This is a genomic window from Bacillus thuringiensis, assembly GCF_022095615.2.
GTDB classification, from domain to species: domain Bacteria; phylum Bacillota; class Bacilli; order Bacillales; family Bacillaceae_G; genus Bacillus_A; species Bacillus_A cereus_AG.
Genome location: NZ_CP155559.1, coordinates 2,139,246 through 2,163,443 on the forward strand (window position 1 = coordinate 2,139,246; position 24,198 = coordinate 2,163,443).

Genomic DNA, 24,198 nt, shown 5'->3' on the forward strand with positions numbered 1-24,198 from the left:
TTACATATAGAAAATAAATATGAGAAAGAGGATGCCATTTATGTATTTCGAAAGTAGTAGAAAATTTCTAAATAGGTGATAAGAATGAATCCAAGTGGTTTAAAAGTGACGGGAGCATGGTTTCAAGTAGGAGGGAATCTTACGGCGGCTATTGGGACGACAAGAGGATTTATTGGGGAAGAGAAAATTGAATCAGATCTTGTAATTGTAGGAGGCTCATTACAAGCCCTTGGGTATATATTGCAAATTATAGCGAGTAATGATACCGAGGAAGAGGATGAAAATCAAAATATGTGTTTGGAGAATAAAAGTGAAATGCTCGATAAAATGGGCATTGAGTTATTAGCCTTAGGAAATATATCGAATGTAATAGGAACATATTTTAATATAAATGAACAATTGAAAGAGAATGATTATCTCATTATTGTCGGGAACAGTTTACAATCGATAGGTGCTTTTTTAGGAGTAGAAGCAGCTTTTCTTCAGATGAAAGCAATACAAAGAATTATAATACTAGGCAATTCTTTGCAAAGTTTAGGCGCTGGACTTCAAGCGTATCAAGGGATTATTAATGTATCAAAGAACGAAATAGAACATGAAGACAGTATGGTTGATAAGAAAAATGAGAGAATAATAGCGCTCATTGGTGTTTGGATACAAGCGATAGGCACTGCTATTTCTGCGATTGGATTAACTATAATAGAAAAAGAAGAAAGAGTAGAAAAAAATAAAAGTATGAAATTGTTCATGTAAAGGAGGTATGTAAAATTTCAATTTTACATAAGTAGAAAAGTTGAAGTGGTAGGTTTTTTGGTATTAGAATAGAATGTATAGCAGTAGAAAAGATATTAGTGGTAAATAAAAATAATTGGTTTTATTAGTGTACGAAGAGAAGAGAGATAAAAAAATACAAAACAAGGAGTTTTCAAGAGATGATGTATTTATTGGCAATTCTACTACCACCTGTAGCCGTATTAATTTGCGGAAAGCCATTTCAAGCAATAATTAACTTCATATTAACATTAATATTTTGGGTTCCAGGAGTTATTCATGCGATATTAGTTGTACATGATAAAAAAGCAGACCGGAGATTAAAAAAACAAATTCAAGCATATGATGAAATTAACAAGAGGAATAGAAGATAGCTAAGTCGTGAAATGATTGTAAAAAGAAAGGGGGACTACCTCCTTTCTTTTTTTATGCTGTTTAAGTTTAAATTTTAGTATAGCGGTAAGAATTTTTAATATAAGTATTGTGATAATTAGTTTTAGAATGTGCGTTTAATAAACCGGTGTAAATATTTTCAGGCACGTTAAAGAAATCATACATTCCATTCTTTAATTGAATGCGTAAAATCATAGAAAAAGGATTATAGCCAACAGCAACTATATTTTTTGAAATCACGGGAGATAGCTTCATCATTACGCAACGCCTCACTTTTTATTTTTAATAATTTCTTGTAAATGTTGAGGTTGTGGTGTTGAAATCCCTATAATTAAAGAGGTATTATATTTATATGCAATATATTAAATGTTCGTTATACGTAATTATAAGGAAGTTCACACGAAGTACATATCGTTGTGCTATTTTTATTTCACCTTTGATTTATAAATAAGAAAATATTGACCATTTGAAAAAAAGGTATATTATTTATACGAGGTATGAAAAATTCACTTTTTACATTCTATGCTTAAAGGGGCAGCATTATTAGGAAAAATAGAAGTGAAAATAGTTTGTATAAGAAGTATTCTAAAATTTATAATCTGTGAATTAGGAAAATATTGAATGCTCCAGGTCAATATACTTTCTTAATTAACTTCAGTTTAGAAAGTGACCTCAATATTTTTAAGTAAATCAACGGGAGAATTGAAAGGCAGGAGAAAGTAACATGTCAGAAAATTATCGTTCTCGAGAGGAGCGACGACAAGTTAAAAAGAAAAAACAACCAGCTTCTAAAGCAAAAAAACCAAAAGGTAAAACATCATTCTTTCGTAAGTTTTTAATTACATGTTTATTACTTGGCATTGTTGGTTTAGTGGCGGGGGTTGCTACCTTTTTCGTAATGATTAAGGATGCACCAAAACTTGAGAAAGCAAAACTTGTTAATCCGTTATCCTCAAAAATTTATGATAAAAATGGCGATTTGGTATATGAATACGGGAAAGAAAAACGGACGAATGTTACGTATGATCAAATTCCTAAATTAGTAGAAAATGCATTTTTAGCAACAGAGGATGCACGTTTTTATGAGCATAGTGGAGTAGACTTTAAAGGTACTGCTCGTGCTGTTTTGGTGAGTCTTAAAGGAGATTACGGTTCACAAGGTGGAAGTACAATAACGCAGCAGGTTATTAAAAACTACTTCTTATCGATGGAAAAAACATCAAAACGTAAGGTTCAGGAAATATATTTAGCGTATAAGTTAGAACAACAGTATTCAAAACATGAAATTTTAGAAATGTATTTAAATAAAATTAATTTAGGAAACCGTTCATATGGTATCGCAACAGCAGCACAAAACTACTATGGTAAAGAATTGAAAGATTTAACATTACCAGAAGTTGCGATGCTTGCAGGTTTACCGAAAGCACCGAATAACTATGATCCAACGAAAACAGAAAATATTCAAAGAGCAACAGAAAGAAGAGATGTTGTACTAAAATTAATGAATCGACATGGTTATATTACGAAGACAGAAATGGAAGAAGCTTCGAAAGTCAAAGTAATAGATGGACTTAAAACTGCAACTGTTCAGGCAATGCCATATCCTGCATTTATGGATGCGGTTGTGAAAGAAGTTGAAAAAGAATTGCCAGATGCTAACATTGGTTCTGACGGTTTAGAAATTTATACAACTTTAGATATAGAAGCACAAAAGGCTGCTGATAGGATATTAGATGAAAATATTATTAATTATCCAAATGATAAATTCCAAAGTGCTTTCACATTTATGGATACGAAAACAGGTGAGATTCGTGCTATAGGCAGTGGGCGCGGTGAAAATAAAGCAGTATTTAAAGGGCATAATATGGCAATTGAATTAGATCGTGCGGCTGGTTCAACTATGAAGCCAATCTTTGATTACGGTCCTGCAATTGAATATTTAAAATGGGCTACGTATCATCAAATCGATGACTCTCCATTTAAATATTCAACGGGACAAGAACTTCGAAATGCGGACAGAAGTCATTTAGGCCCAATTACTATGCGCGAAGCGTTAAAAATGTCGCGTAACGTTCCGGCAGTTAAAACTGCAAAAGAAGTAGGACTTAATAAATCAAAGGAATTCTCTGAGAAATTAGGTATTACATTTAATAAACCGCCGGCAGAATCTACAGCTATTGGTACGAACGAAGTATCACCAACTGAAATGGCGGGTGCTTATGCGACATTTGGTAATGGTGGTAAGTATACGAAACCGCATTTTGTTAAGAAAGTAGTTTATCCAGACGGCAAGTCACAAAGTTTTGGGCAAAAACCAAAACAAGTTATAGCTGATTCTACAGCATATATGATTACTGATATGCTTCGTTCAGTAGTGACATCAGGTACTGGTACAGCGGCAAATATTAGTTCTTTAGATGTAGCTGGTAAAACGGGTACAACAAACTATGATTCAAAACAATTGGCGAAATATAACATTCCAGAAAGTGCAACTCGTGATAGTTGGTTTGCGGGTTATACACCACAATATACGATGGCAGTATGGACTGGATATATGAAAGATGGTAAAGACGAGTATATTAGTAGTAAAAATACGAAAGTTGCACAGTTGATCTTCAAAGAAATGATGAGGGAGTTTGCTACTGACAAATCAAGATTTAAAATGCCAAGTAGTGTTATTCAAGAAGGTAGTGAGCTACGTATAAAAGGTGAAAAACGTGATTCTTCTCCAAATACGAGCGTACCGGATACAACAGAGCAACCAAAACAAGATCAGCAGCAAAAAACTGAAGAAGAGCAAAAGCAAGAAGAATTAAAAAAACAGGAAGAACTTAAAAAACAAGAAGAACAAAAGCAACAAGAGGAACTGAAGAAGCAAGAAGAACAAAAGAAACTAGAAGAGCAAAAGAAACAAGAAGAAGAAAAGAAACAAAATAACGGAAATGGCCAAGGAACGACGCCTCCAGCAAATAACGGAGGAGGCCAAGGAAATACAACACCTCCAGCAAATAACGGAGGAGGCCAAGGAAATACGACACCTCCAGCAAATAACGGAGGAGGTCAAGGAAATACGACACCTCCAGCAAATAACGGAGGAGGCCAAGGAAATACGACACCTCCAGCAAATAATGGAGGAGGTCAAGGGAATACAACTCCACCAGCGACCACACAACCAGATGCTGGCGGGAATACAGGAGAAGCTCCTGCTAATAATGTACAATAAGAAAAATTTGTAAAAAATATAAAAAAGCATTTAAGATTTGTAAGAATTACGATCTTAAGTGCTTTTTTATCGTTAAAATCAAAATGTTAATTAGCGCTTTACTACAGAAAATTCTATAGTAAGTCCTTTATGTGGGATAAGGAATAAATAGTTGTTATGTGAAATCGCTAAATAGTTTCCATACTATTAGTTGACGAGCTTTATATGTTCTTTTACACTTGGATATGTGAATTTCAGCTGAAAAAGAGAATTGCCTTATTACATATATGTTGAAAAAGCTAGTATACAAAGTTTTAAATGATTTGAAAAGATAGAGGGGCGTTTCATATTGACAAATAGCAGAATGAATCCTAAAGTTGATGAATTTTTAAATGGCGCAAAAAAGTGGAGAGAAGAATACGAGAAGTTAAGAAGCATTGTTCTTGACTGTGAATTAACAGAAGATTTTAAGTGGATGCATCCTTGTTACACGTTTGCGAAAAAAAACATAGTTTTAATTCATGGTTTTAAAGAATATTGTGCGCTTCAGTTTCATAAAGGTGCATTGTTGCAGGATACTCATAGGATTTTAGTCCAACAAACGGAAAATACACAGGCGGCGCGGCAGATTCGGTTTACTAATATACAAGAAATCATTGAAATGGAATCCATTTTGAAGAAATATATTACTGAAGCTATTGAAGTTGAAAAAAGAGGTTTGAAAATAGAAAAGAAAGAGCATAAAGAAACTATAATTCCAGAAGAGCTTCAAAATAAATTTGATGATATACCTACTTTTAAAGTTGCCTTTCAGTCGCTTACACCGGGACGCCAAAGAGCATACATCCTTTATTTTTCGCAAGCTAAACAAACTAAAACTCGAACATCCAGAATAGAAAAATATATGGAGAGGATTTTGGATGGTAAGGGACTAAATGATTGTACGTGCGGGCTGTCTCAAAAAGGGACTAATTGTGATGGATCACATAAATCTTTGAAACAGTAAGATTTGTAGTTAAATCTTTGATTCATGTATTTTATTAACAGTGTATTTATGTTTGTAAATTACATAAAAAGTCGAATTCCGAGTTATTAGGAGTTCGACTTTTTGTATATTGAAAATAAATTGACATATTATTTTCGTTAAAATGAAGCAATGCAATGATGAATTTAAATGTTAAAAGTACCGTAGAAATTTTGAAAATAAATTGATGGAAAATGATAAAAAACTTGAGCCTGAGGCAATGGAGTATAACTGGGATTGTAATAGGTAGTACTACTTGGATGTGCGCCATGATGCCAAAATGAGGGAGTAACTTGACCGGGAATTTGATATTGTTGCCAAGTTGCGGGAAGTTCAATTCCGACATCAGAACTAGCTGTATGAACGGCGGGAGCGTGTATTTCGGGAATCGAAGGAACAACCACGGCAGTAACTCTTGATGATATCCACATAAAAATAATCACTCCTAAGTTGTGATAATAAAGTAGTATATTCTTTTCACACGTATAAAGGTACATTCTAGATAGGACTTTAGGCTAAGGTATACGTATAAAGTTGTAAGACTAATTTAAATGGATGATGGACCATTTATTATAAAAAGATACGTCTATTTACGGAGGGCAAAGGGGTTAAGAAAATGTAAAATGGAGGTGTTAATTGCAATAACTTACGTGTTTATGGAGGAATTTTAATGGAACGATTATGGACGAAATCATTTATTCAAATGACTTTCGCAATGTTATTTTTATTTACAGGATTTTATTTACTTGTACCAACGCTCCCTCTCTTTATTAAAGAGATAGGTGGGAATGAATCACAAGTTGGACTTATGATGGGGATGTTTACAATAGCAGCAGTTGTAATACGACCAATTATCGGAGGAATGTTAGATCAATATGGTAGAAAATCTTTTATTATTTTCGGACTCATCTTTTTTGGGTTAACGATGTATTCTTATAATTTAGCGTCGACTATTGTCCTTTTAGCTGTTTTGCGGGTTATTCATGGAGTAACATGGGCTGTTTCTACAACAGCTGTTGGAACAGCGATAACTGATATTATTCCAGATTCACGCCGTGGTGAAGGGATGGGGTGGTACGGGATGGCCATGACAATTGCAATGGCCATCGGCCCAATGATTGGATTATCGGTGGTACAACATTATTCATTTCACGGCCTATTCTTGTTAGCAACTCTTTTATCCTTTATGGCAGTCCTATTATCGTTCATGACGAAAATGCCATTCACACCCCAAAAAGAAAAAGGGAAAATGCAGTTGTTTGAAAAATCGGTTCTATCCATTACGATTGTTGTTTTCTTTTTATCATTTGCATATGGAGGGATTACGACGTTTTTACCGCTATTTGCATCGTCAATTGATGTGAATCCTGGGACATTCTTTCTTGTATATGCAGTTGCTTTAACAATTGTACGACCAATTTCAGGAAAACTATTAGATAAGTATGGTGAAGTATTTATCATACTCCCGGCACTATGTATTACTATTATCGCAATAGTTGTATTAACACTTTCAAATAGTTTAATGGGTGTAATTATCGCCGCTGCATTATACGGTGTTGGGTTCGGTTCAGCGCAACCGGCATTGCAAGCAGCGATGATTACAATTGTTGACCGGAGTAGAAGAGGAGTTGCTAACGCTTCGTTCTTTACCGCATTTGATCTAGGGATTGGACTTGGTGCGATTTTACTTGGAGTTGTTTCGCAAATGTTTGGTTACCGTATTTTATTTGCAGGTAGTGCAATTTCAGGATTACTTGCTTTAATTATTTTTGTCGTTTTTGTAAAACAGCGATTAGGTAAAAAAGAATTTGCGTAAGCGGGAGTAACAAAGATGAAAATTTCAATTGAACTTAACGATTTGCAATGGTTAAAGGATAACATATTAATAGTTCAATTCAGCCGGACTATTCTTTAGGGATAGTTTCTGAGAAATCAGATGGGGAAATCGTATCAGTTGAGAAAGAAGACATTCTATTTTGGGGGATGTTTATAATTTTTGGTACTTTAAAAACTATCATTTAGTTAAATGTTACTATGAGGAAACGGAAGAAATTCAATTTAATTATGTAAAATAATAACTTTTTTAAAAATAAATAAATTTTATATAAAAATCATATTGAAGAGATAGTGAAATAAATATCATGTGGAAACGAGTTGTAGATGTATACAACTCGTTTTTTTTATTTTCTTAAAAAAATCGGAAGAATGATATATTTAGTAGGATTTCTTGAATCATCCTTATATTTTGTTTTAATAAAAAACAAAAAGAAGTCTGTCCTTTCTTTATAAAATATGAAAATTATTCTTAAAAAATTGTATTGTTACATCGGAAAAAGTATAGGAAACTTATCATTATAAAATAAATTGAAATCTTCTAAAAACTCTGATACATTGAAATAGAAATGTAGTTTCACGATAATGTAAAGGCTTACAGTTATGTGCACGAAGATCTATTAGGATTGGAGGAAATAATGATGAAAGCTGAAGAAAAATTTTCCCCGGGATTAGATGGTATAGTGGCAGCGGAGACGAAGATCTCGTTTCTTGACACAGTGAAAGGTGAAATTGTAATTCAAGGGTATGATTTAATCGAACTCTCAAAAACAAAAGAGTATTTAGACATTGTGCACCTTTTATTGGAAGAACATCTACCAAATGAGGATGAAAAAGCAAAACTTGAAAAGAAATTAAAAGAAGAATACGCGGTACCAGAAGGTGTATTCAACGTATTACAGGCATTACCGAAAGAAACGCACCCGATGGATGGATTGCGTACAGGTGTGTCCGCATTAGCTGGTTACGATAATGATATCGAAAACCGCTCGTTAGAGGTAAACAAAAGCCGCGGGTACAAATTATTGAGTAAAGTACCAAACATTGTAGCGAATAGCTATCATATTTTAAATAATGAAGACCCAATCGAGCCTCTTAAAGAATTATCATATAGCGCGAATTTCTTCTATATGTTAACAGGTAAAAAACCAACTGAACTTGAGGAGAAGATCTTTGATCGTTCCCTTGTTTTATATAGTGAACATGAAATGCCAAACTCTACATTTACAGCACGCGTTATTGCATCAACTCAATCCGACTTATATGGTGCTTTAACAGGTGCAGTTGCATCTTTAAAAGGTAGCTTACACGGCGGAGCAAACGAAGCGGTTATGTACATGCTTTTAGAAGCTGGTAATGTTGAGAAGTTTGAAGAGTTGTTACAGAAGAAACTATATAACAAAGAAAAAATTATGGGCTTTGGACATCGTGTGTATATGAAGAAGATGGATCCAAGAGCACTTATGATGAAGGAAGCTTTAAAACAGTTATGTGATGTAAAAGGTGATTATACACTATATGAAATGTGTGAAGCTGGAGAAAAGATTATGGAGAAGGAAAAAGGAATTTATCCAAACCTTGATTATTATGCAGCTCCAGTATATTGGATGCTAGGTATTCCAATTCAACTTTACACACCAATCTTCTTTAGCTCTAGAACAGTGGGGTTATGTGCGCACGTTATTGAGCAACATGCAAATAATCGTTTGTTCCGTCCGCGTGTAAATTATATTGGCGAGCGACATGTACTTAGTAAGTAAGAACAACTGGGGAGTTGTTAGCGCCGCCCGCCAGATGGGTGTTTGACCGACACCCATCATTAATAATAACGAATTTTCGACAGAAAGGGAAGAATAGCATGATTAAAACAAATGAAATTAAACAAAAAGATGCATTATTAGAAGAAATTGCGGATTATGTATTAAATAAAGAGGTAACTAGCGCAGAAGCATTCAGTACTGCTCGTTACGTATTACTTGATACGCTTGGATGCGGAATTCTAGCACTACAATATCCAGAGTGTACGAAATTACTAGGACCAGTTGTACCAGGAACAATCGTGCCAAATGGTACACGTGTACCAGGTACGTCATATGTGCTTGATCCAGTGAAAGGTGCATTTAATATCGGATGTATGATCCGTTGGTTAGACTATAACGATACTTGGCTTGCAGCAGAGTGGGGACATCCATCTGATAACTTAGGCGGAATTTTAGCAGTTGCAGATTATATTAGCCGTGTTCGTATTTCAGAAGGAAAAGAACCATTAAAAGTACGTGAAGTATTAGAAATGATGATTAAAGCACATGAAATTCAAGGTGTATTAGCTTTAGAAAATAGTTTAAACCGTGTTGGTCTTGACCACGTATTATACGTAAAAGTAGCAACAACTGCTGTAGTTGCGAAAATGCTTGGCGGAACACGTGAAGAAATCTTTAATGCATTATCACATGCGTGGATTGATAATTCTAGTCTTCGTACATATCGTCATGCTCCAAATACTGGATCACGTAAATCATGGGCAGCAGGTGATGCAACAAGCCGCGGTGTTCATCTTGCAATGACTGCTCTAAAAGGTGAAATGGGTTATCCAACAGCATTATCTGCACCAGGTTGGGGATTCCAAGATGTATTATTCAATAAACAAGAATTAAAGTTAGCAAGACCACTAGAGTCATATGTAATGGAAAATGTATTATTTAAAGTTTCATATCCAGCAGAATTCCATGCACAAACAGCTGCAGAGTGTGCTGTGAAGTTGCATCCTGAAATTAAAGAAAGATTAGATGAAATTGATCGTATTACAATTACAACTCATGAATCAGCAATTCGTATTATCGATAAAGAAGGTCCATTAAATAACCCAGCTGATCGTGATCATTGCTTACAATATATTACGGCAATCGGTTTATTAAAAGGAGATATCGTTGCAGACGATTATGAGGATGTAGTAGCAAATGATTCACGTGTAGATGAATTACGTAATAAGATGGTTGTTGTCGAAAACAAGCAGTACAGTTTAGATTACCTTGACCCGAACAAGCGCTCAATCGCCAACGCTGTTCAAGTTCACTTTAAAGATGGTACTGTAACAGAAAATGTGGAATGTGAATACCCACTTGGTCACCGTTTCCGTAGAGACGAAGCGATTCCAAAAGTTGTTCAAAAATTCACTGCAAATATGGCAGGTCATTATTCTAGTAAGCAACAAGAACAAATTCATGAAGTTTGTTTAAATGAAGAAAAACTAGAAAATATGAATGTAAACGAATTTGTAGATCTATTCTTAATTTAATAATAGGGGGAATCTAGAATGGCTTGGGTTGTGAATAAACAGTCAACACAAGAAGAGCTTGCGAATCGCTTCCGAGCTTTAGTAGAAGCAAATGAAATTTTGCAAATTCCAGGTGCTCATGATGCAATGGCAGCTCTTGTTGCGAAAAATACAGGTTTTTCAGCTCTATATTTATCGGGAGCTGCTTACACTGCAAGTAAAGGGCTACCAGATTTAGGAATCGTGACGTCTACTGAAGTAGCAGAGAGAGCAAGAGATCTAGTAAGAGCTACAGATTTACCAGTTCTTGTCGATATTGATACAGGATTTGGCGGTGTATTAAACGTAGCGAGAACAGCGGTAGAAATGGTGGAATCGAAAGTAGCAGCTGTTCAAATTGAAGATCAACAATTACCAAAGAAATGTGGACATTTAAATGGTAAGAAACTTGTTACGACAGAAGAATTAGTTCAAAAGATTAAAGCGATTAAAGAAGTTGCACCAAGCTTATATATTGTAGCACGTACAGATGCTCGCGGTGTAGAAGGCTTAGATGAAGCAATCGAAAGAGCGAACGCTTATGTAAAAGCAGGTGCAGATGCGATATTCCCTGAAGCGCTTCAATCAGAAGAAGAGTTCCGTCTATTTAATAGTAAAGTAAATGCGCCTTTACTTGCGAATATGACTGAGTTCGGAAAAACGCCGTATTATAGTGCAGAGGAATTTGCAAATATGGGCTTCCAAATGGTTATTTATCCTGTAACTTCACTTCGTGTTGCAGCGAAAGCATATGAGAATGTGTTTACTTTAATTAAGGAAACAGGTTCTCAAAAAGATGCACTTTCAAGTATGCAAACGAGAAGTGAGTTATATGAAACAATTTCATATCATGACTTTGAAGAATTAGATACTGGAATTGCAAAAACAGTATTATCAGAGGATCAATAGATAAAACAACTAAGGCGATGAGAATACATCTTTGGCAAAACGAACTGCTTGATGTGAAAATTCATCGCCTTCTGTTTTCAAAAATAAGAAATTCCACTCATCGTAGACGAGCATACGTAGTAGCAAGTAAGGTCGAAATGATAGGGGGATTCAGATGGAGAAAACGAAGTTACCGTGGGATGAATTTTTTTCACTTAATAAAGATGTGAATCATGCTTTCTTTACGCCAGAAGATTTTTCAGGTGATGAAGATTTAATTGCAAAAACGACAGAACAATTTGTTAAACAAGAAATTGTTCCACAAATTGAGAACATTGAACAACATAACTATAAAGTTTCTCGTCAATTATTTGAGAAAGCTGGGGAACTTGGATTATTAGGCATTGAGGTACCAGAAGATTATGGCGGGTTCGAGTTAGGAAAGGCTGTCTCAGGTCTTGTAGCAGAGAAAATGGGCTACGCTGGTGCATTTAGCGTTTCTTTTAATATACACGCCGGTGTAGGTACATTGCCTTACATATATTACGGAACGAAAGAACAGAAAGAAAAATATTTACCAAAAATCGCATCGGGAGAATGGATTGGGGCTTATGCTTTAACTGAGCCAAATGCTGGTTCTGATGCATTAAGTGCAAAAACGAGTGCAGTATTGAATGAAGAAGGTACTGCTTGGAAGTTGAATGGTGAGAAGCAGTGGATTACAAATGCTCATATGGCAGATGTATACGTTGTTTTTGCGAAGACAAATAAAGGAATGACAGCGTTTATTGTCGAAAGAACATGTGAAGGTGTATCAATAGGATTAGAAGAAAAGAAGATGGGGATTAAAGGTTCTTCAACAGCGACGCTTATTTTAGAAGATGTTTTCATCCCTGCTGAAAATGTTTTAGGGGAAGTTGGGAAAGGGCATCACGTAGCTCTTAATATTCTTAACTTCGCTAGACTAAAACTTGCTTTTGGAAATATTGGAACAGCAAAACAAGCAATCGGTTTGTCGGTTCAATATGGAAAAGAGAGAAAACAGTTTCAAACTGAATTAGTGGACTTTACGATGATTCAAGAGAAAATTGCCAATATGATTATTTCTACATATGGAGCAGAAAGTGCAGCTTACCGTACAGCAGGTGTAATTGATGAAGCCATTCATGAGAGTGATGAGGACCTTATGAAAAAAATGTCCCAATTTGCAATTGAATGTGCACTTAATAAAGTAAATGCTTCTGAAACACTTGGTCATATCGTAGATGAAGCTGTACAAATTCATGGTGGTTACGGTTATATGCAAGAGTACGAGGTAGAACGATTATATCGTGATGCTAGAATTAGTCGTATTTTTGAAGGAACGAATGAAATTAATAGATTAACAGTAGCTAAAATGTTAATGAAGCAAATGGAACAAATTGAAGATACTGAAGTAGAGATTGATGTAGCAAATGTTGAAAGAAACCATCGTTACATTTTATTAGCGAAAAAATTGTTGAAACAATCTTTGAAAACGCTCTCTAAAACTCCAGGTTTAAAAATTGATCAAGAGCAAGAATATTCACGTGTATTATCAAATATGTTAACGGACGTCTACGTCATGGAATCAGCATTTTTACGTACGAGTAAAGCAATTAGTAAAAATGGTGAAGAGAAAGAGCGTACGAAACAAATGATAACTGACGTTATTTGTGAAGAAGGCTATCGTAAAGTAGAAGAAGCGGCGATTTCTATACTTTCAGCGGCTGTCACAGAAGAACAAGATAGACACGTAATTTTAGCTGAAATTCGTCAATTATTAGTGCCTTTATACACGAACATGTTTACGAAAAAGAGAGAAATTGCGAAAGTTATTATAAATCGTGGAAAGTATATTGTGTAAATAGGAGGAAAGCGATATGAAAAAGATTGGCTTTATCGGTTTAGGTAACATGGGACTTCCGATGTCTAAAAATTTAGTTAAATCAAGTTACACAGTATACGGTGTGGATTTAAATAAAGGGGCTGAAGCTTCCTTTGAAAATGAAGGAGGAATTATCGGTTTATCAATCTCAAAACTAGCAGAAACATGCGATGTGATTTTTACAAGCTTACCTTCACCTCGCGCTGTTGAAGCGGTATATTTTGGGGAAGAAGGATTATTTGAAAATAGTCACTTGAATGTAGTTTTAATTGATACAAGTACTGTATCTCCACAATTAAACAAACAGTTAGAGGAAGCTGCAAAGGAAAAGAAAGTAGACTTTTTAGCAGCGCCTGTTAGTGGTGGGGTAATTGGAGCTGAAAATCGTACATTAACGTTTATGGTTGGTGGATCGAAAGAAGTATATGAGAAAACGGAATCTATCATGGGCGTACTTGGCGCGAATGTTTTCCATGTTAGTGAGCAAATTGATAGTGGTACAACAGTTAAATTAATTAATAACCTATTAATTGGTTTTTATACAGCTGGTGTGAGTGAAGCTTTAACATTAGCGAAGAAGAATAATATGGATTTAGATAAATTGTTTGATATTTTAAATGTAAGTTACGGTCAAAGTAGAATTTATGAGCGTAATTATAAAAGTTTCATTGCAACTGAAAACTACGATCCAGGCTTTACTGTGAATTTATTAAAGAAAGATTTAGGATTTGCAGTAGATTTAGCGAAAGAAAGCGAACTTCACTTACCAGTAAGTGAAATGCTATTAAACGTATATGAAGAAGCAAGTGAATCTGGGTATGGTGAAAACGATATGGCTGCTTTATATAAGAAAGTTAGTGAACAATTAATTTCTAATCAAAAATAATAGACTTATATACATTATAAAAAAGGAGAGAATATAATGATTACAACTGAAATTAAACGAGTAAAAAATCATATTAATGGTGAGTGGGTAGAATCTACTGGTACAGAAGTAGAAGCAGTTCCAAATCCGGCGACTGGAAAAATTATCGCTTACGTTCCGCTATCTCCGAAAGAAGATGTTGAAAAAGCTGTTGAAGCAGCAAAAGCAGCATACGAAACATGGTCTAAAGTACCAGTTCCGAATCGTTCAAGACAATTGTATAAATATTTACAGCTTTTACAAGAAAACAAAGAAGAGCTTGCAAAAATCATTACGCTAGAAAATGGTAAAACATTAACGGATGCAACTGGTGAAGTACAACGTGGTATCGAAGCGGTAGAACTTGCAACATCAGCACCAAATTTAATGATGGGACAAGCTCTACCGAATATTGCTAGCGGCATTGATGGATCGATTTGGCGCTATCCAATTGGAGTTGTGGCTGGTATTACGCCATTTAACTTCCCAATGATGATTCCATTATGGATGTTCCCACTTGCAATTGCTTGCGGTAATACATTCGTATTAAAAACATCTGAAAGAACGCCACTTTTAGCAGAGCGACTTGTAGAGTTATTCTATGAAGCTGGTTTTCCAAAAGGGGTATTAAATTTAGTACAAGGTGGAAAAGATGTTGTAAATAGCATTTTAGAAAATAAAGATATTCAAGCTGTTTCGTTCGTTGGATCTGAGCCGGTAGCTCGTTACGTATATGAAACAGGTACGAAACATGGGAAACGTGTACAAGCGTTAGCTGGTGCGAAAAATCATGCGATTGTAATGCCAGATTGCAATCTTGAGAAAACAGTACAGGGTGTAATTGGATCAGCATTCGCAAGCAGCGGAGAGCGCTGCATGGCATGTTCAGTAGTAGCAGTAGTTGATGAAATTGCTGATGAATTCATCGACGTACTAGTAGCAGAAACGAAGAAGTTAAAAGTAGGTGATGGTTTCCACGAAGATAATTATGTTGGACCATTAATTCGTGAATCTCATAAAGAGCGTGTACTAGGCTATATTAATAGCGGTGTAGCAGATGGAGCAACTTTATTAGTAGATGGCCGTAAAATTAAGGAAGAAGTTGGAGAAGGTTACTTTGTAGGTGCGACAATCTTTGATGGTGTAAATCAAGAAATGAAAATTTGGCAAGATGAAATCTTTGCTCCAGTATTAAGCATTGTAAGAGTTAAAGATTTAGAAGAAGGTATTAAACTGACAAATCAATCTAAATTCGCAAATGGTGCGGTTATTTATACGTCAAATGGTAAACATGCACAAACATTCCGTGATAATATCGATGCTGGTATGATCGGTGTAAACGTAAACGTTCCAGCACCAATGGCATTCTTCGCATTTGCAGGAAATAAAGCTTCCTTCTTTGGTGATTTAGGTACAAATGGTACAGATGGCGTTCAATTCTATACACGTAAAAAAGTTGTAACTGAGCGCTGGTTTTAATAGAGAGTAGAGGGATTGTTTCCTCACAATTAATTAGTAGCCTAGACCAGTCGAATAAATTGTTAAATGAAAAACACCACTTTGAAGATGTGGTGTTTTTCGTCTTGTTAATTACTTTTTTCAAAAGCTAGTTTAATACCAAAACCAATTAAGACGATTCCTGTTAACCCTTGAATATAACGTTGCGTCTTCGGTTTTTTCATAAAAGCACTAATTTTATCAATTAAAAATATATAAAAAGCGAACCATATAACTGTTAAAATGAGATAAGTAAGGCCCATTACGAGAAGTTGGATAAACGTATTATGAGTTGGATTTAAAAATTGCGGTAAAAAAGTTAAAAAGAAGACTGCAATTTTAGGGTTTAATAAATTTGTAAGAAACCCTTGGCGAAAACAAGAAGTATGCTCGTTTTCATTATTCAAAGATATATCGTTCGTATCAACGCCTTCTTTGTTTCTTACTGCTAAAAGGGCTTTAATACCAATATAAATTAAATATAGAGCTCCAACGTACTTGAAAATAGAGAATAAAAGAGCTGACTTTACAATAAGTGCGGAGAGTCCGATTACTGCTGCTAACGTATGAATCAAAAGTGCAACACATGTACCGAACACTGTTTTCACTCCACCAATCTTACCGGCAACTAATGTGTTTTTCGTGGCCATTGCTGTATCTGGACCGGGTAAAATAATAAGACAAATGGACATAACGATGAAAAGAAAAAAATTTTCAATCATAGTCGCTCCTCCTTTTTTATTTTTAGAATATTTGATTAAAAATAGTGTAGCACATATCTCGATTTAATAAAATTAAATTTTATTAAAAATTATTAAATAGGAAAGAGGCTATATAGTCGCGTAATTACACGACTATATAGCCTCAGGTTTATCCCGTATAAATGGGGATGTTCCCCATTTATTAAATTTTCACTTTATGCATTAAGTAAGTTAAAGAATCGATTTACATCTTCTTCTGAAACATCACTTAACTGCTTATATTTATAATTCGGATTTTGATCTTTATCAACGACAACAGAGCGTACTCCTTCGAAGAAATCTGTATGTCTCATGAAGTTTTTAGCAAGTACAAGGTCGGTAGCGAAACATTCTTCAACGGACTTATTTTGTCCATCAATAAACTGTTTTAATGTTACTTTTAACGAAATAGGGGATTTTGATAATAGTATTTCTTTCGTTTTTAAAGCAAAGGAACCGTGATCTTTCTCCAATGAATGGATGATTTCTTCAATTGTATCGAATGCAAAATGTGAATTCATTTCTTCTAATGTAGGAGCAAGTTCGCTCTCTAAGCTTGGAGTAGTTGCAAATGTACGAATGACTTCTTTTAAATTAGTATGTACATCATCTTCTTTATGCCAATTTATACTTTCCAATTCAGTAAGGAAATTTGGTAATGAATCAGATGTCATAAAGTAATCAGCAGCGTTTATAAATAAAACGTCAGCAGCTTTTAAAATAGATGCCGTTAAAGCAACATAGCGGCCAGCAAACCCTGGAGCTTTATTTAAGAAATAAGCAGCACCGACGTCTGGGAAGAAGCCGATATTCATCTCTGGCATTGCCCATTTCGTACGCTCAGTTACAATTCGATATTTCGCGCCATTTGTAAGACCGACACCACCACCCATTACAATTCCATCTAAACAAGCGATGATTGGTTTTTTATATTGATAAATATATGTATCAATTTCATACTCTTCTTCAAAAAAACGTTCCGCATGCTGCAATGCAGCTTCATTTGAACGTGCTTCATAAAGAGTTTTAATGTCGCCGCCTGCACAAAAACCTTTTGTGCCAGCTCCTTTTAATACGATAAGCGCAATTCGCTCATCATTTTCCCATTCTTTCAGTTTTTGCCCAATCGGTTGTAACATGTCATAAGATAAAGAATTAAGTGCTTTTGGGCGGTTTAAAGTAATTGATGCAACGCCGTTTTCACTAACAGAAAATAAAACGTGTTCAGTCATAATTCATCCTCCCTTACATATCTTCTTATTCTTAATTCTTGATATGTACTGAAATGTCCTTTATAAACTTTGTCTAAAGTTGGCGATATATGTTAATTTGCCCAATGCATATTTTGACGAGTTATATTTGCAGGATTTTGGAGGTTGAAAATGAATATTACAACATTACTGTAATTGTAATTATTTGAAGTTATCATAATAAAAACGCTATTATATAGGTATAAATTGTATATAATCACTTCAAAAAGGGTATTTGAAATGATTATGTTGAAAGAAAAATTGCTTTTCATTAGAAATAGAGAAAGGAGAAATCGGAATGCCAGGACCTTTACTGTTGTCGGTGATTATTTTGTCTTCTTTAATGATAGGGATAACGCAGTTTTTTCATCATACAGATACGACAGAGGAAGTGAAGGATAAAGTACGTCTCGTATTTCCGATTTTTATCATATCTATTTCTTTTTGTATTCTATTAAATAAGGATGGGTACATTGTCGCTGTATTTTCATTTTTTGTAGCGATCGTTTTAATTACTGTTTTATATTATGTAATGAAAGACTTTATACAAAAATAAAGATGTCACATGAGACATTTTTATTTTTGAAATAAATAAAATTTCACATACCGAATTATGTATAAAAAATAAAAAACATATAGCAATAGAAAAGTATGTACTTTGCCGTGTATTTACTTGTCAATCTTGCATAGCCAATATACTATTAATAATATAGAGATTAGAAAAAGGGGTTGTATCTGGCATGAAATTTGAGATGCACACAAAAATTATTTCAAATGAAAAAGAAGTAAGATTACATATAGAAGAAAATATATTTCAATTAAAATTGGATGGTTATCACTTATTTACACTGCAAGAAATATTGCCTTTATATAAATCAAATGAAGAAAGAATTGGTAGTGCAATGATACAAAAGTTAGAGTGGGAAAACGGAAAAACGACAATAAACTATCAACTCGTATCACTAAAATCAGTAAATTAAAAGGAGCAGGAAACTATGAAGTTATTTCATACAGCGGATTGGCATTTAGGAAAGCTTGTTCATGGCGTGTATATGACTGAAGATCAAAAGATTGTATTAGATCAGTTTGTACAAGCTGTTGAAGAAGAAAAACCAGATGCCGTAATTATTGCAGGGGATTTATATGACCGAGCAATTCCACCTACGGAAGCAGTAGACTTATTAAATGATGTGCTGCAAAAAATAGTGATTGAATTACAAACACCAGTTATTGCAGTTGCAGGAAACCATGATAGTCCAGATCGTATTCATTTTGGAAGTAGTTTAATGAAGAAACAAGGATTATTTATTGTGGGGCAATTTCAATTTCCATATGAGCCAATTATATTAAATGATGAATATGGCGAGGTTCACTTCCATCTCGTCCCATATGCGGATCCAAGCATAGTTAGACATGTATTGAAAAACGAAGATGTACGTTCTCATGATGATGCGATGCGTATTTTTATGAATGAGCTTTCTGAAACAATGGAGAAAGAAGCTAGACATGTATTTGTTGGTCATGCATTTGTAACTTCTGCGGGAGAAGCAGAAGAAAATACAAGTGATGCAGAACGACCACTTTCAATTGGTGGTGCTGAATACGTAAATAGTCATTATTTTGATAAGTTTCATTACACAGCGCTTGGACATTTACATCAAGCGCATTTCGTACGTAATGAGACAGTTCGATATTCGGGTTCGCCACTTGCATATTCTATTTCTGAAGAAAAACATAAAAAAGGATATTATATTGTGGAACTGGACGAGAAAGGTGAAGCAACAATTGAAAAAAGGTTACTTTCACCACGTCGTAAAATGAGAACAGTAGAAGCGAAAATAGATGAATTATTACAACATCCAATAAGTGAAGATTACGTGTTTGTAAAATTATTAGATGAAAATCCTGTCTTGCAGCCAATGGAAAAAATACGATCTGTATATCCAAATGCAATGCATGTTGAAAGATCTATTCAGAGACGAGAGTTCACAGAGTCAAATGAAGTAACTGTTTCAAGACATAAAACGGATGATTTATCTTTATTAAAGGCTTTTTATAAAGAAATGAAAGGCTTAGATTTATCAGAAGAGAAAGAACGTCTATTTGTAGAAGTACTACAAACAGTGCAAGAACGGGAAGGTGAACGAGGATGAGACCGATTCAGCTTATTATGACGGCATTTGGCCCATATAAACAGAAAGAAGTAATTGATTTTGACGATCTGGGAGAGCATCGTATCTTTGCCATTTCTGGGAATACAGGAGCAGGAAAGACAACGATTTTTGATGCGATTTGTTATGTGTTATATGGTGAGGCAAGCGGAGAAGAACGTAGTGATACGAGCATGCTTCGCAGTCAATTTGCTGATGATAATATGTATACAAGTGTAGAACTAACCTTTCAGCTAAAAGGGAAGCGTTATGAAATAAAACGACAACTTGGGCATAAAAAACAAGGGAACAAGACGATTACGGGACATGCAGTAGAACTATATGAAGTGATTGATGAAGAGAAAATCCCAGCTGTTGATCGTTTCCATGTAACGGATGTAAATAAAAAAGTGGAAGATTTAATTGGTTTAAGTAAACATCAATTTAGCCAAATTGTTATGTTACCGCAAGGGGAATTCCGAAAACTATTAACATCTGAGACAGAAAATAAAGAAGAAATTTTGCGTCGTATTTTTAAAACGGATCGTTATAAGTTAATGCGTGAGTTACTTGATCAAAAACGAAAACAATGGAAAGACGTTCTGCAAGAAAAGCAGAAAGAGCGAGAGCTATACTTCCGTAATGTTTTTAAATTGCCAATTCGCGATGGAGCATTATTAGAGACATTAGTAGAACAAGAACATGTAAATACGCATCAAGTAGTAGAAGCATTAGAACAAGAAACAGCTGCGTATAAGGCAGAGGTTGAGCAACTACAAGTAGAACAAGATGTTCAAACGAAGCAATTAAAGGATGCTGAAACACGTTTTCACGCAGCGAAATCTGTAAATGAGAAGTTTACAGATTTACAACAAAAGAATGAGAAATATAATACTTTACAAGAAAATCGTACAGTTATTGAAATGAAAGAAGCATCTTTTAAACGTGCGGAACAGGCGAAGCGCTTATTACCATTTGAACAATGGCACGAAGAAGCGATGCAAAATGAGCAGAAAGCTGAGAGTTTGTTAAAACAAATTATCGCCAAAAAAGAAAATGTAATGAATAGTTTTGAACTTGCTCAGGTGAAATATGAAGCAGTAAAGAATAAAGAACCTGAGCGAGAAGATGCAAAAAAACTTGTTCAAAGATTAGAAGAGTTACAACCGATTATTGCATCATTAGCTGAGAAACAGTTGAATTTACAACATGCAGAAATTCAACTAGGAAAATTAAAGGAAAGTATGCAAAACTTAGACCGACAATTAGAGGAGCATACAAATCAAAAACAGCTAATGTCTAGTGAATTACAGCAATTAGAACGAGCACTTGAGCAATATGTAGATAAAGTAGAAGAACTAACGAATATGCGAGAAGATGCAAAAACTTTAAAACAAGCATATGATGTTTGGCAAGAAAAACAAAAATTTGAGCAAGAAAAAGTAGCAGCATATAATAAGATGCAATTGGCAGTGAACGCATATGAAAATATGGAACGCCGCTGGTTAAGTGAACAAGCTGGTATATTAGCTCTTCATCTACATGATGGCGAATCTTGTCCAGTATGTGGTAGTACGAACCATCCGGAAAAAGCTACAGAGCAAAGTGATGCGATCGATGAAAAAGAGTTAAATGATTTAAGAGACAAGAAGAATATTGCCGAAAAATTACATGTTCAATTAGAGGAGAAATGGAATTTCTATCATCTTCAATATGAACAGGTAATAGAAGAGGTTAAGCAGCGAGGCTATCGCTCGGAAGAATTAGCTGAAACATACAATGCACTTGTTCAAAAAGGAAAACAATTAGTAACGGAAGTAAATACGTTAAAAGCAAGCGAAGAAACGCGTAAGCAAACTGCTATGAATATAAAAAGCATAGAAGAAAAAGTAGATGTGCTTCAGAAACAAAAGCGTGAGGTAGAAACAGAGCAGCACCGTACAGAAATGGAGTGTTTACAGCTTCGAACGTCATATGAACATGATAAGAAAAACATTCCTGACAGCTTACAAACAATACAAGCTTGGAAAGTCCAGTTTGATCAAGCGACGCAACAACTTAGGTTAATGGAAGATGAATGGAAGAAAGTGCAGGAAGCGTATCAACATTGGCAGAATGAAAATATACGTATTCAAGCAGAACAGGAAGGTGCTTCTAATCAATTTGAAAGTGCAAAATTGAAGAAAGAAGATACTTTTGCGCGCTTTATGAAAGAACTTGAACAAAGCGGATTTACAGATCAAATCACGTATAAAGAAGCAAAATTAAATGATGCTGAGATGGAGATGTTACAAAAAGAAATTCAAAGTTATTATTCATCTCTTGAAGTACTTGCAAAACAAATTGAAGAGTTACATGCTGAATTAAAAGATAAAGAGTATATGGATATTACAGCGTTAAGTGAACACATAACAGAATTACAAATTAATCTCGATATCATTAAAGAAAAACGTCAACGTGCGCAAAACGCTGTAACATATATTTCTGATTTACATGAAAATATTAGACGTATCGATGAGAAAATTCATGAGGAAGAAAAAGCGTTCCAAGAACTTGTTGATTTATATGAAGTAATGAAAGGTGATAACGAAAGCCGTATATCATTTGAACGTTACATCTTAATTGAGTATTTAGAACAAATTGTTCAAATTGCAAACGAACGATTACGTAAATTATCAAACGGACAATTTTATTTAAAACGAAGTGAGCGAGTTGAAAAGAGAAATCGTCAAAGTGGATTAGGATTAGATGTTTATGACGCATACACTGGCCAAACACGCGATGTGAAAACATTATCTGGCGGCGAGAAATTTAATGCATCACTTTGCTTAGCGCTCGGAATGGCAGATGTCATTCAAGCGTATGAAGGCGGTATTTCCATCGAAACGATGTTCATCGATGAAGGATTCGGTTCATTAGATGAAGAATCATTAACAAAAGCGGTAGACGCCTTAATTGACCTGCAAAAATCAGGCCGATTTATTGGTGTAATCTCACACGTTCAAGAGCTGAAAAACGCAATGCCAGCTGTATTAGAAGTAACGAAGCAGAAGGATGGGTGTAGTCAGACGCGGTTTGTGGTGAAGTAAGTTCAATTGTAATTTATACTCAAAGTATTGTTTGCGATTTTCTAGTATAAAACTCATGATAAAATAAATGCCGCCTCCTTATAGAGGCGGCATTTATTTGTTATTCAGAATTACATAATTTACTTATGAGTTATCTGTAGACGGCGGCGTATTCTCCAATCGATTATAAGTTTTAAATGCTGAAATTGCCGAGATAACCCCGCCTACTAAAAATAAAGCGGATCCTCCAACTAAGATGATACGACTGACATATGTTTCCCGTGCTTCTTCGACTTCTTCTTGTAACGCTGTAGGCATATGAATTCCCCTTTATAAAAGTTGTTTTATAAATAGTATATACAAACGCCTAAAATGTGTTAAAATAACTGATGATTTTATGCAGTGAGTAATTAGATGAGTAGGATGCGAGTGGCTAAATAAATCTTCATCACAAATTTATGCGAACTTCACATAGAGCACATATTAACATTGTATTATGTATATGTACCAAATAAATAAAGTGAATTGTATTTCGTTCTGTTTTTAAAAATTTAAAATTCTATTATTTTTATATAAAGGTTTCACACCGGAGTTTTAAATATTTTGGAAATAGATCTAAATAAGAGGAATTCATATAAAAGGGGAATGTCTTATGACAACATATACGAGTGAAATGAGAAAAAGTTTAGTTTCAGAAGAAGATGTAGATATTTTAAAAATTATGGCGCACCCAATCCGCTTACAAATTGTAAATGAATTAAGTACGAGAAAAACTTGTAATGTAACACAACTAACAGAATTGCTAAATATCCCACAATCGACTGTTTCGCAACATTTATCAAAAATGAAAGGTAAAGTGTTACGAGCTGAGAGAAGAGGTTTAGAAATTTATTATCATATTAATAATCTAAAAGCGAGTAAGATTGTAAGTGTTTTAGGATATATAAACTAATGAAGTATTTTCATATAAAATAGCCGCTGCTGGTGAGCAGGGGCTATTTTGTGTTGTATTATGTATTCGTTTTTAAAATTTTATAGTTTTTATGATTTACAATTGTTCGATCAAATTCAAAAGTACCACCGCTTACATTTGCAATTTCAACTAAGACCGATTCAGTATAAAGTTTTAGTACAGATCCCGTAATCTTTAAATTATTTCGTTGAAAAAGTATAGTATCCCCTACGTTTGCTTTCATAGTACCTCCTCATTAAAGATAGAAATGTTTTTTTATTATATATATTAAACCACGTATAGGTAT

22 protein-coding genes and 1 pseudogene are annotated in these 24,198 nt (G+C 34.6%); 17 read left to right on the forward strand and 6 right to left on the reverse strand.

The genetic code is table 11. The features are described 5' to 3' along the window. Window positions 1–84: 84 nt before the first annotated feature. Together KZZ19_RS11035 and KZZ19_RS11040 are read left to right on the forward strand one after the other, a co-directional pair. Window positions 85–753 (forward strand): DUF6944 family repetitive protein, encoded by a 669-nt coding sequence (locus tag KZZ19_RS11035; protein WP_088096345.1) that lies wholly within the window; start codon window positions 85–87, stop codon window positions 751–753. 179 nt (window positions 754–932) lie between these two features. Continuing rightward, window positions 933–1,145: a YqaE/Pmp3 family membrane protein gene (locus KZZ19_RS11040; protein ID WP_088096346.1), complete on the forward strand. Its 213-nt coding sequence runs from the start codon at window positions 933–935 to the stop codon at window positions 1,143–1,145. 67 nt (window positions 1,146–1,212) lie between these two features. Here KZZ19_RS11040 and KZZ19_RS11045 read toward each other — a convergent pair whose 3' ends face one another. Continuing rightward, entirely contained in the window at window positions 1,213–1,422 is a 210-nt protein-coding gene (locus KZZ19_RS11045; protein WP_140392450.1) for a KTSC domain-containing protein, read from the reverse strand. 466 nt (window positions 1,423–1,888) lie between these two features. On the opposite strand from KZZ19_RS11045, the gene KZZ19_RS11050 reads away from it, so the two are divergent. Together KZZ19_RS11050 and KZZ19_RS11055 are read left to right on the forward strand one after the other, a co-directional pair. Beyond that, entirely contained in the window at window positions 1,889–4,387 is a 2,499-nt protein-coding gene (locus KZZ19_RS11050; RefSeq protein ID WP_237981059.1) for a PBP1A family penicillin-binding protein, read from the forward strand. A gap of 328 nt (window positions 4,388–4,715) precedes the next feature. After that, the gene (locus KZZ19_RS11055) at window positions 4,716–5,372 is read left to right on the forward strand and encodes a DUF1801 domain-containing protein (RefSeq protein ID WP_237981060.1); all 657 of its coding nucleotides are present in this window, start codon (window positions 4,716–4,718) and stop codon (window positions 5,370–5,372) included. Between the two features lie 164 nt (window positions 5,373–5,536). Here KZZ19_RS11055 and KZZ19_RS11060 read toward each other — a convergent pair whose 3' ends face one another. Beyond that, entirely contained in the window at window positions 5,537–5,821 is a 285-nt protein-coding gene (locus tag KZZ19_RS11060) for a hypothetical protein (RefSeq protein ID WP_237981061.1), read from the reverse strand. Window positions 5,822–6,060: 239 nt separating this feature from the next. On the opposite strand from KZZ19_RS11060, the gene KZZ19_RS11065 reads away from it, so the two are divergent. From KZZ19_RS11065 to KZZ19_RS11100, 8 genes and pseudogenes are all read left to right on the forward strand, one after another. Next, window positions 6,061–7,206 carry an MFS transporter gene (locus tag KZZ19_RS11065; RefSeq protein WP_237981062.1) on the forward strand — a complete coding sequence of 382 codons (1,146 nt, stop codon included), beginning with the start codon at window positions 6,061–6,063 and terminating at the stop codon, window positions 7,204–7,206. 68 nt (window positions 7,207–7,274) lie between these two features. Then, window positions 7,275–7,465 (forward strand): annotated as a pseudogene (locus tag KZZ19_RS11070) (hypothetical protein); the annotation flags it as partial. A gap of 396 nt (window positions 7,466–7,861) precedes the next feature. Then, window positions 7,862–8,983 (forward strand): citrate synthase, encoded by a 1,122-nt coding sequence (mmgD, locus tag KZZ19_RS11075; protein WP_237981063.1) that lies wholly within the window; start codon window positions 7,862–7,864, stop codon window positions 8,981–8,983. Between the two features lie 98 nt (window positions 8,984–9,081). After that, entirely contained in the window at window positions 9,082–10,518 is a 1,437-nt protein-coding gene (gene prpD / locus KZZ19_RS11080; protein WP_088096352.1) for a 2-methylcitrate dehydratase, read from the forward strand. A gap of 18 nt (window positions 10,519–10,536) precedes the next feature. Further along, the gene (gene prpB / locus KZZ19_RS11085) at window positions 10,537–11,445 is read left to right on the forward strand and encodes a methylisocitrate lyase (RefSeq protein ID WP_088096353.1); all 909 of its coding nucleotides are present in this window, start codon (window positions 10,537–10,539) and stop codon (window positions 11,443–11,445) included. A 154-nt stretch (window positions 11,446–11,599) separates the two neighbouring features. Further along, window positions 11,600–13,309, forward strand: coding sequence for an acyl-CoA dehydrogenase family protein (locus KZZ19_RS11090; RefSeq protein ID WP_237981064.1), 1,710 nt, complete (start codon window positions 11,600–11,602; stop codon window positions 13,307–13,309). A gap of 16 nt (window positions 13,310–13,325) precedes the next feature. Then, on the forward strand, window positions 13,326–14,216 hold the full coding sequence (locus KZZ19_RS11095) for an NAD(P)-dependent oxidoreductase (protein WP_237981065.1): 891 nt from the start codon (window positions 13,326–13,328) through the stop codon (window positions 14,214–14,216). Between the two features lie 36 nt (window positions 14,217–14,252). Next, window positions 14,253–15,713, forward strand: a complete 1,461-nt coding sequence (locus tag KZZ19_RS11100; RefSeq protein ID WP_000633351.1) for a CoA-acylating methylmalonate-semialdehyde dehydrogenase — start codon at window positions 14,253–14,255, stop codon at window positions 15,711–15,713. 107 nt (window positions 15,714–15,820) lie between these two features. On the opposite strand, the gene KZZ19_RS11105 is transcribed toward KZZ19_RS11100, so the two are convergent. Continuing rightward, window positions 15,821–16,453 (reverse strand): LysE family translocator, encoded by a 633-nt coding sequence (locus KZZ19_RS11105; RefSeq protein ID WP_088096357.1) that lies wholly within the window; start codon window positions 16,451–16,453, stop codon window positions 15,821–15,823. A gap of 194 nt (window positions 16,454–16,647) precedes the next feature. Next, window positions 16,648–17,703 (reverse strand): enoyl-CoA hydratase/isomerase family protein, encoded by a 1,056-nt coding sequence (locus tag KZZ19_RS11110; protein WP_237981066.1) that lies wholly within the window; start codon window positions 17,701–17,703, stop codon window positions 16,648–16,650. A gap of 316 nt (window positions 17,704–18,019) precedes the next feature. Here KZZ19_RS11110 and KZZ19_RS11115 point away from each other — a divergent pair, with 316 nt between their 5' ends. From KZZ19_RS11115 to KZZ19_RS11130, 4 genes are all read left to right on the forward strand, one after another. After that, on the forward strand, window positions 18,020–18,277 hold the full coding sequence (locus KZZ19_RS11115) for a hypothetical protein (protein ID WP_001119406.1): 258 nt from the start codon (window positions 18,020–18,022) through the stop codon (window positions 18,275–18,277). 184 nt (window positions 18,278–18,461) lie between these two features. Next, entirely contained in the window at window positions 18,462–18,701 is a 240-nt protein-coding gene (locus KZZ19_RS11120; protein ID WP_088096366.1) for a DUF2584 family protein, read from the forward strand. 15 nt (window positions 18,702–18,716) lie between these two features. After that, complete coding sequence (locus KZZ19_RS11125; RefSeq protein ID WP_237981067.1) at window positions 18,717–19,874, forward strand: exonuclease SbcCD subunit D; 1,158 nt, start codon at window positions 18,717–18,719, stop codon at window positions 19,872–19,874. Beyond that, window positions 19,871–22,960: an AAA family ATPase gene (locus KZZ19_RS11130; protein WP_237981068.1), complete on the forward strand. Its 3,090-nt coding sequence runs from the start codon at window positions 19,871–19,873 to the stop codon at window positions 22,958–22,960. The genes KZZ19_RS11125 and KZZ19_RS11130 overlap by 4 nt, the downstream gene beginning before the upstream one ends. 123 nt (window positions 22,961–23,083) lie before the next feature. Here the strand turns inward: KZZ19_RS11130 and KZZ19_RS11135 are convergent, their stop codons facing one another. Next, complete coding sequence (locus KZZ19_RS11135; RefSeq protein ID WP_001141667.1) at window positions 23,084–23,257, reverse strand: hypothetical protein; 174 nt, start codon at window positions 23,255–23,257, stop codon at window positions 23,084–23,086. Window positions 23,258–23,591: 334 nt separating this feature from the next. On the opposite strand from KZZ19_RS11135, the gene KZZ19_RS11140 reads away from it, so the two are divergent. Next, window positions 23,592–23,891, forward strand: coding sequence for an ArsR/SmtB family transcription factor (locus tag KZZ19_RS11140; protein ID WP_000214798.1), 300 nt, complete (start codon window positions 23,592–23,594; stop codon window positions 23,889–23,891). 58 nt (window positions 23,892–23,949) lie between these two features. Here KZZ19_RS11140 and KZZ19_RS11145 read toward each other — a convergent pair whose 3' ends face one another. Further along, window positions 23,950–24,135, reverse strand: coding sequence for a YkvS family protein (locus KZZ19_RS11145; protein WP_088096369.1), 186 nt, complete (start codon window positions 24,133–24,135; stop codon window positions 23,950–23,952). Between the last annotated feature and the right edge of the window lie 63 nt (window positions 24,136–24,198).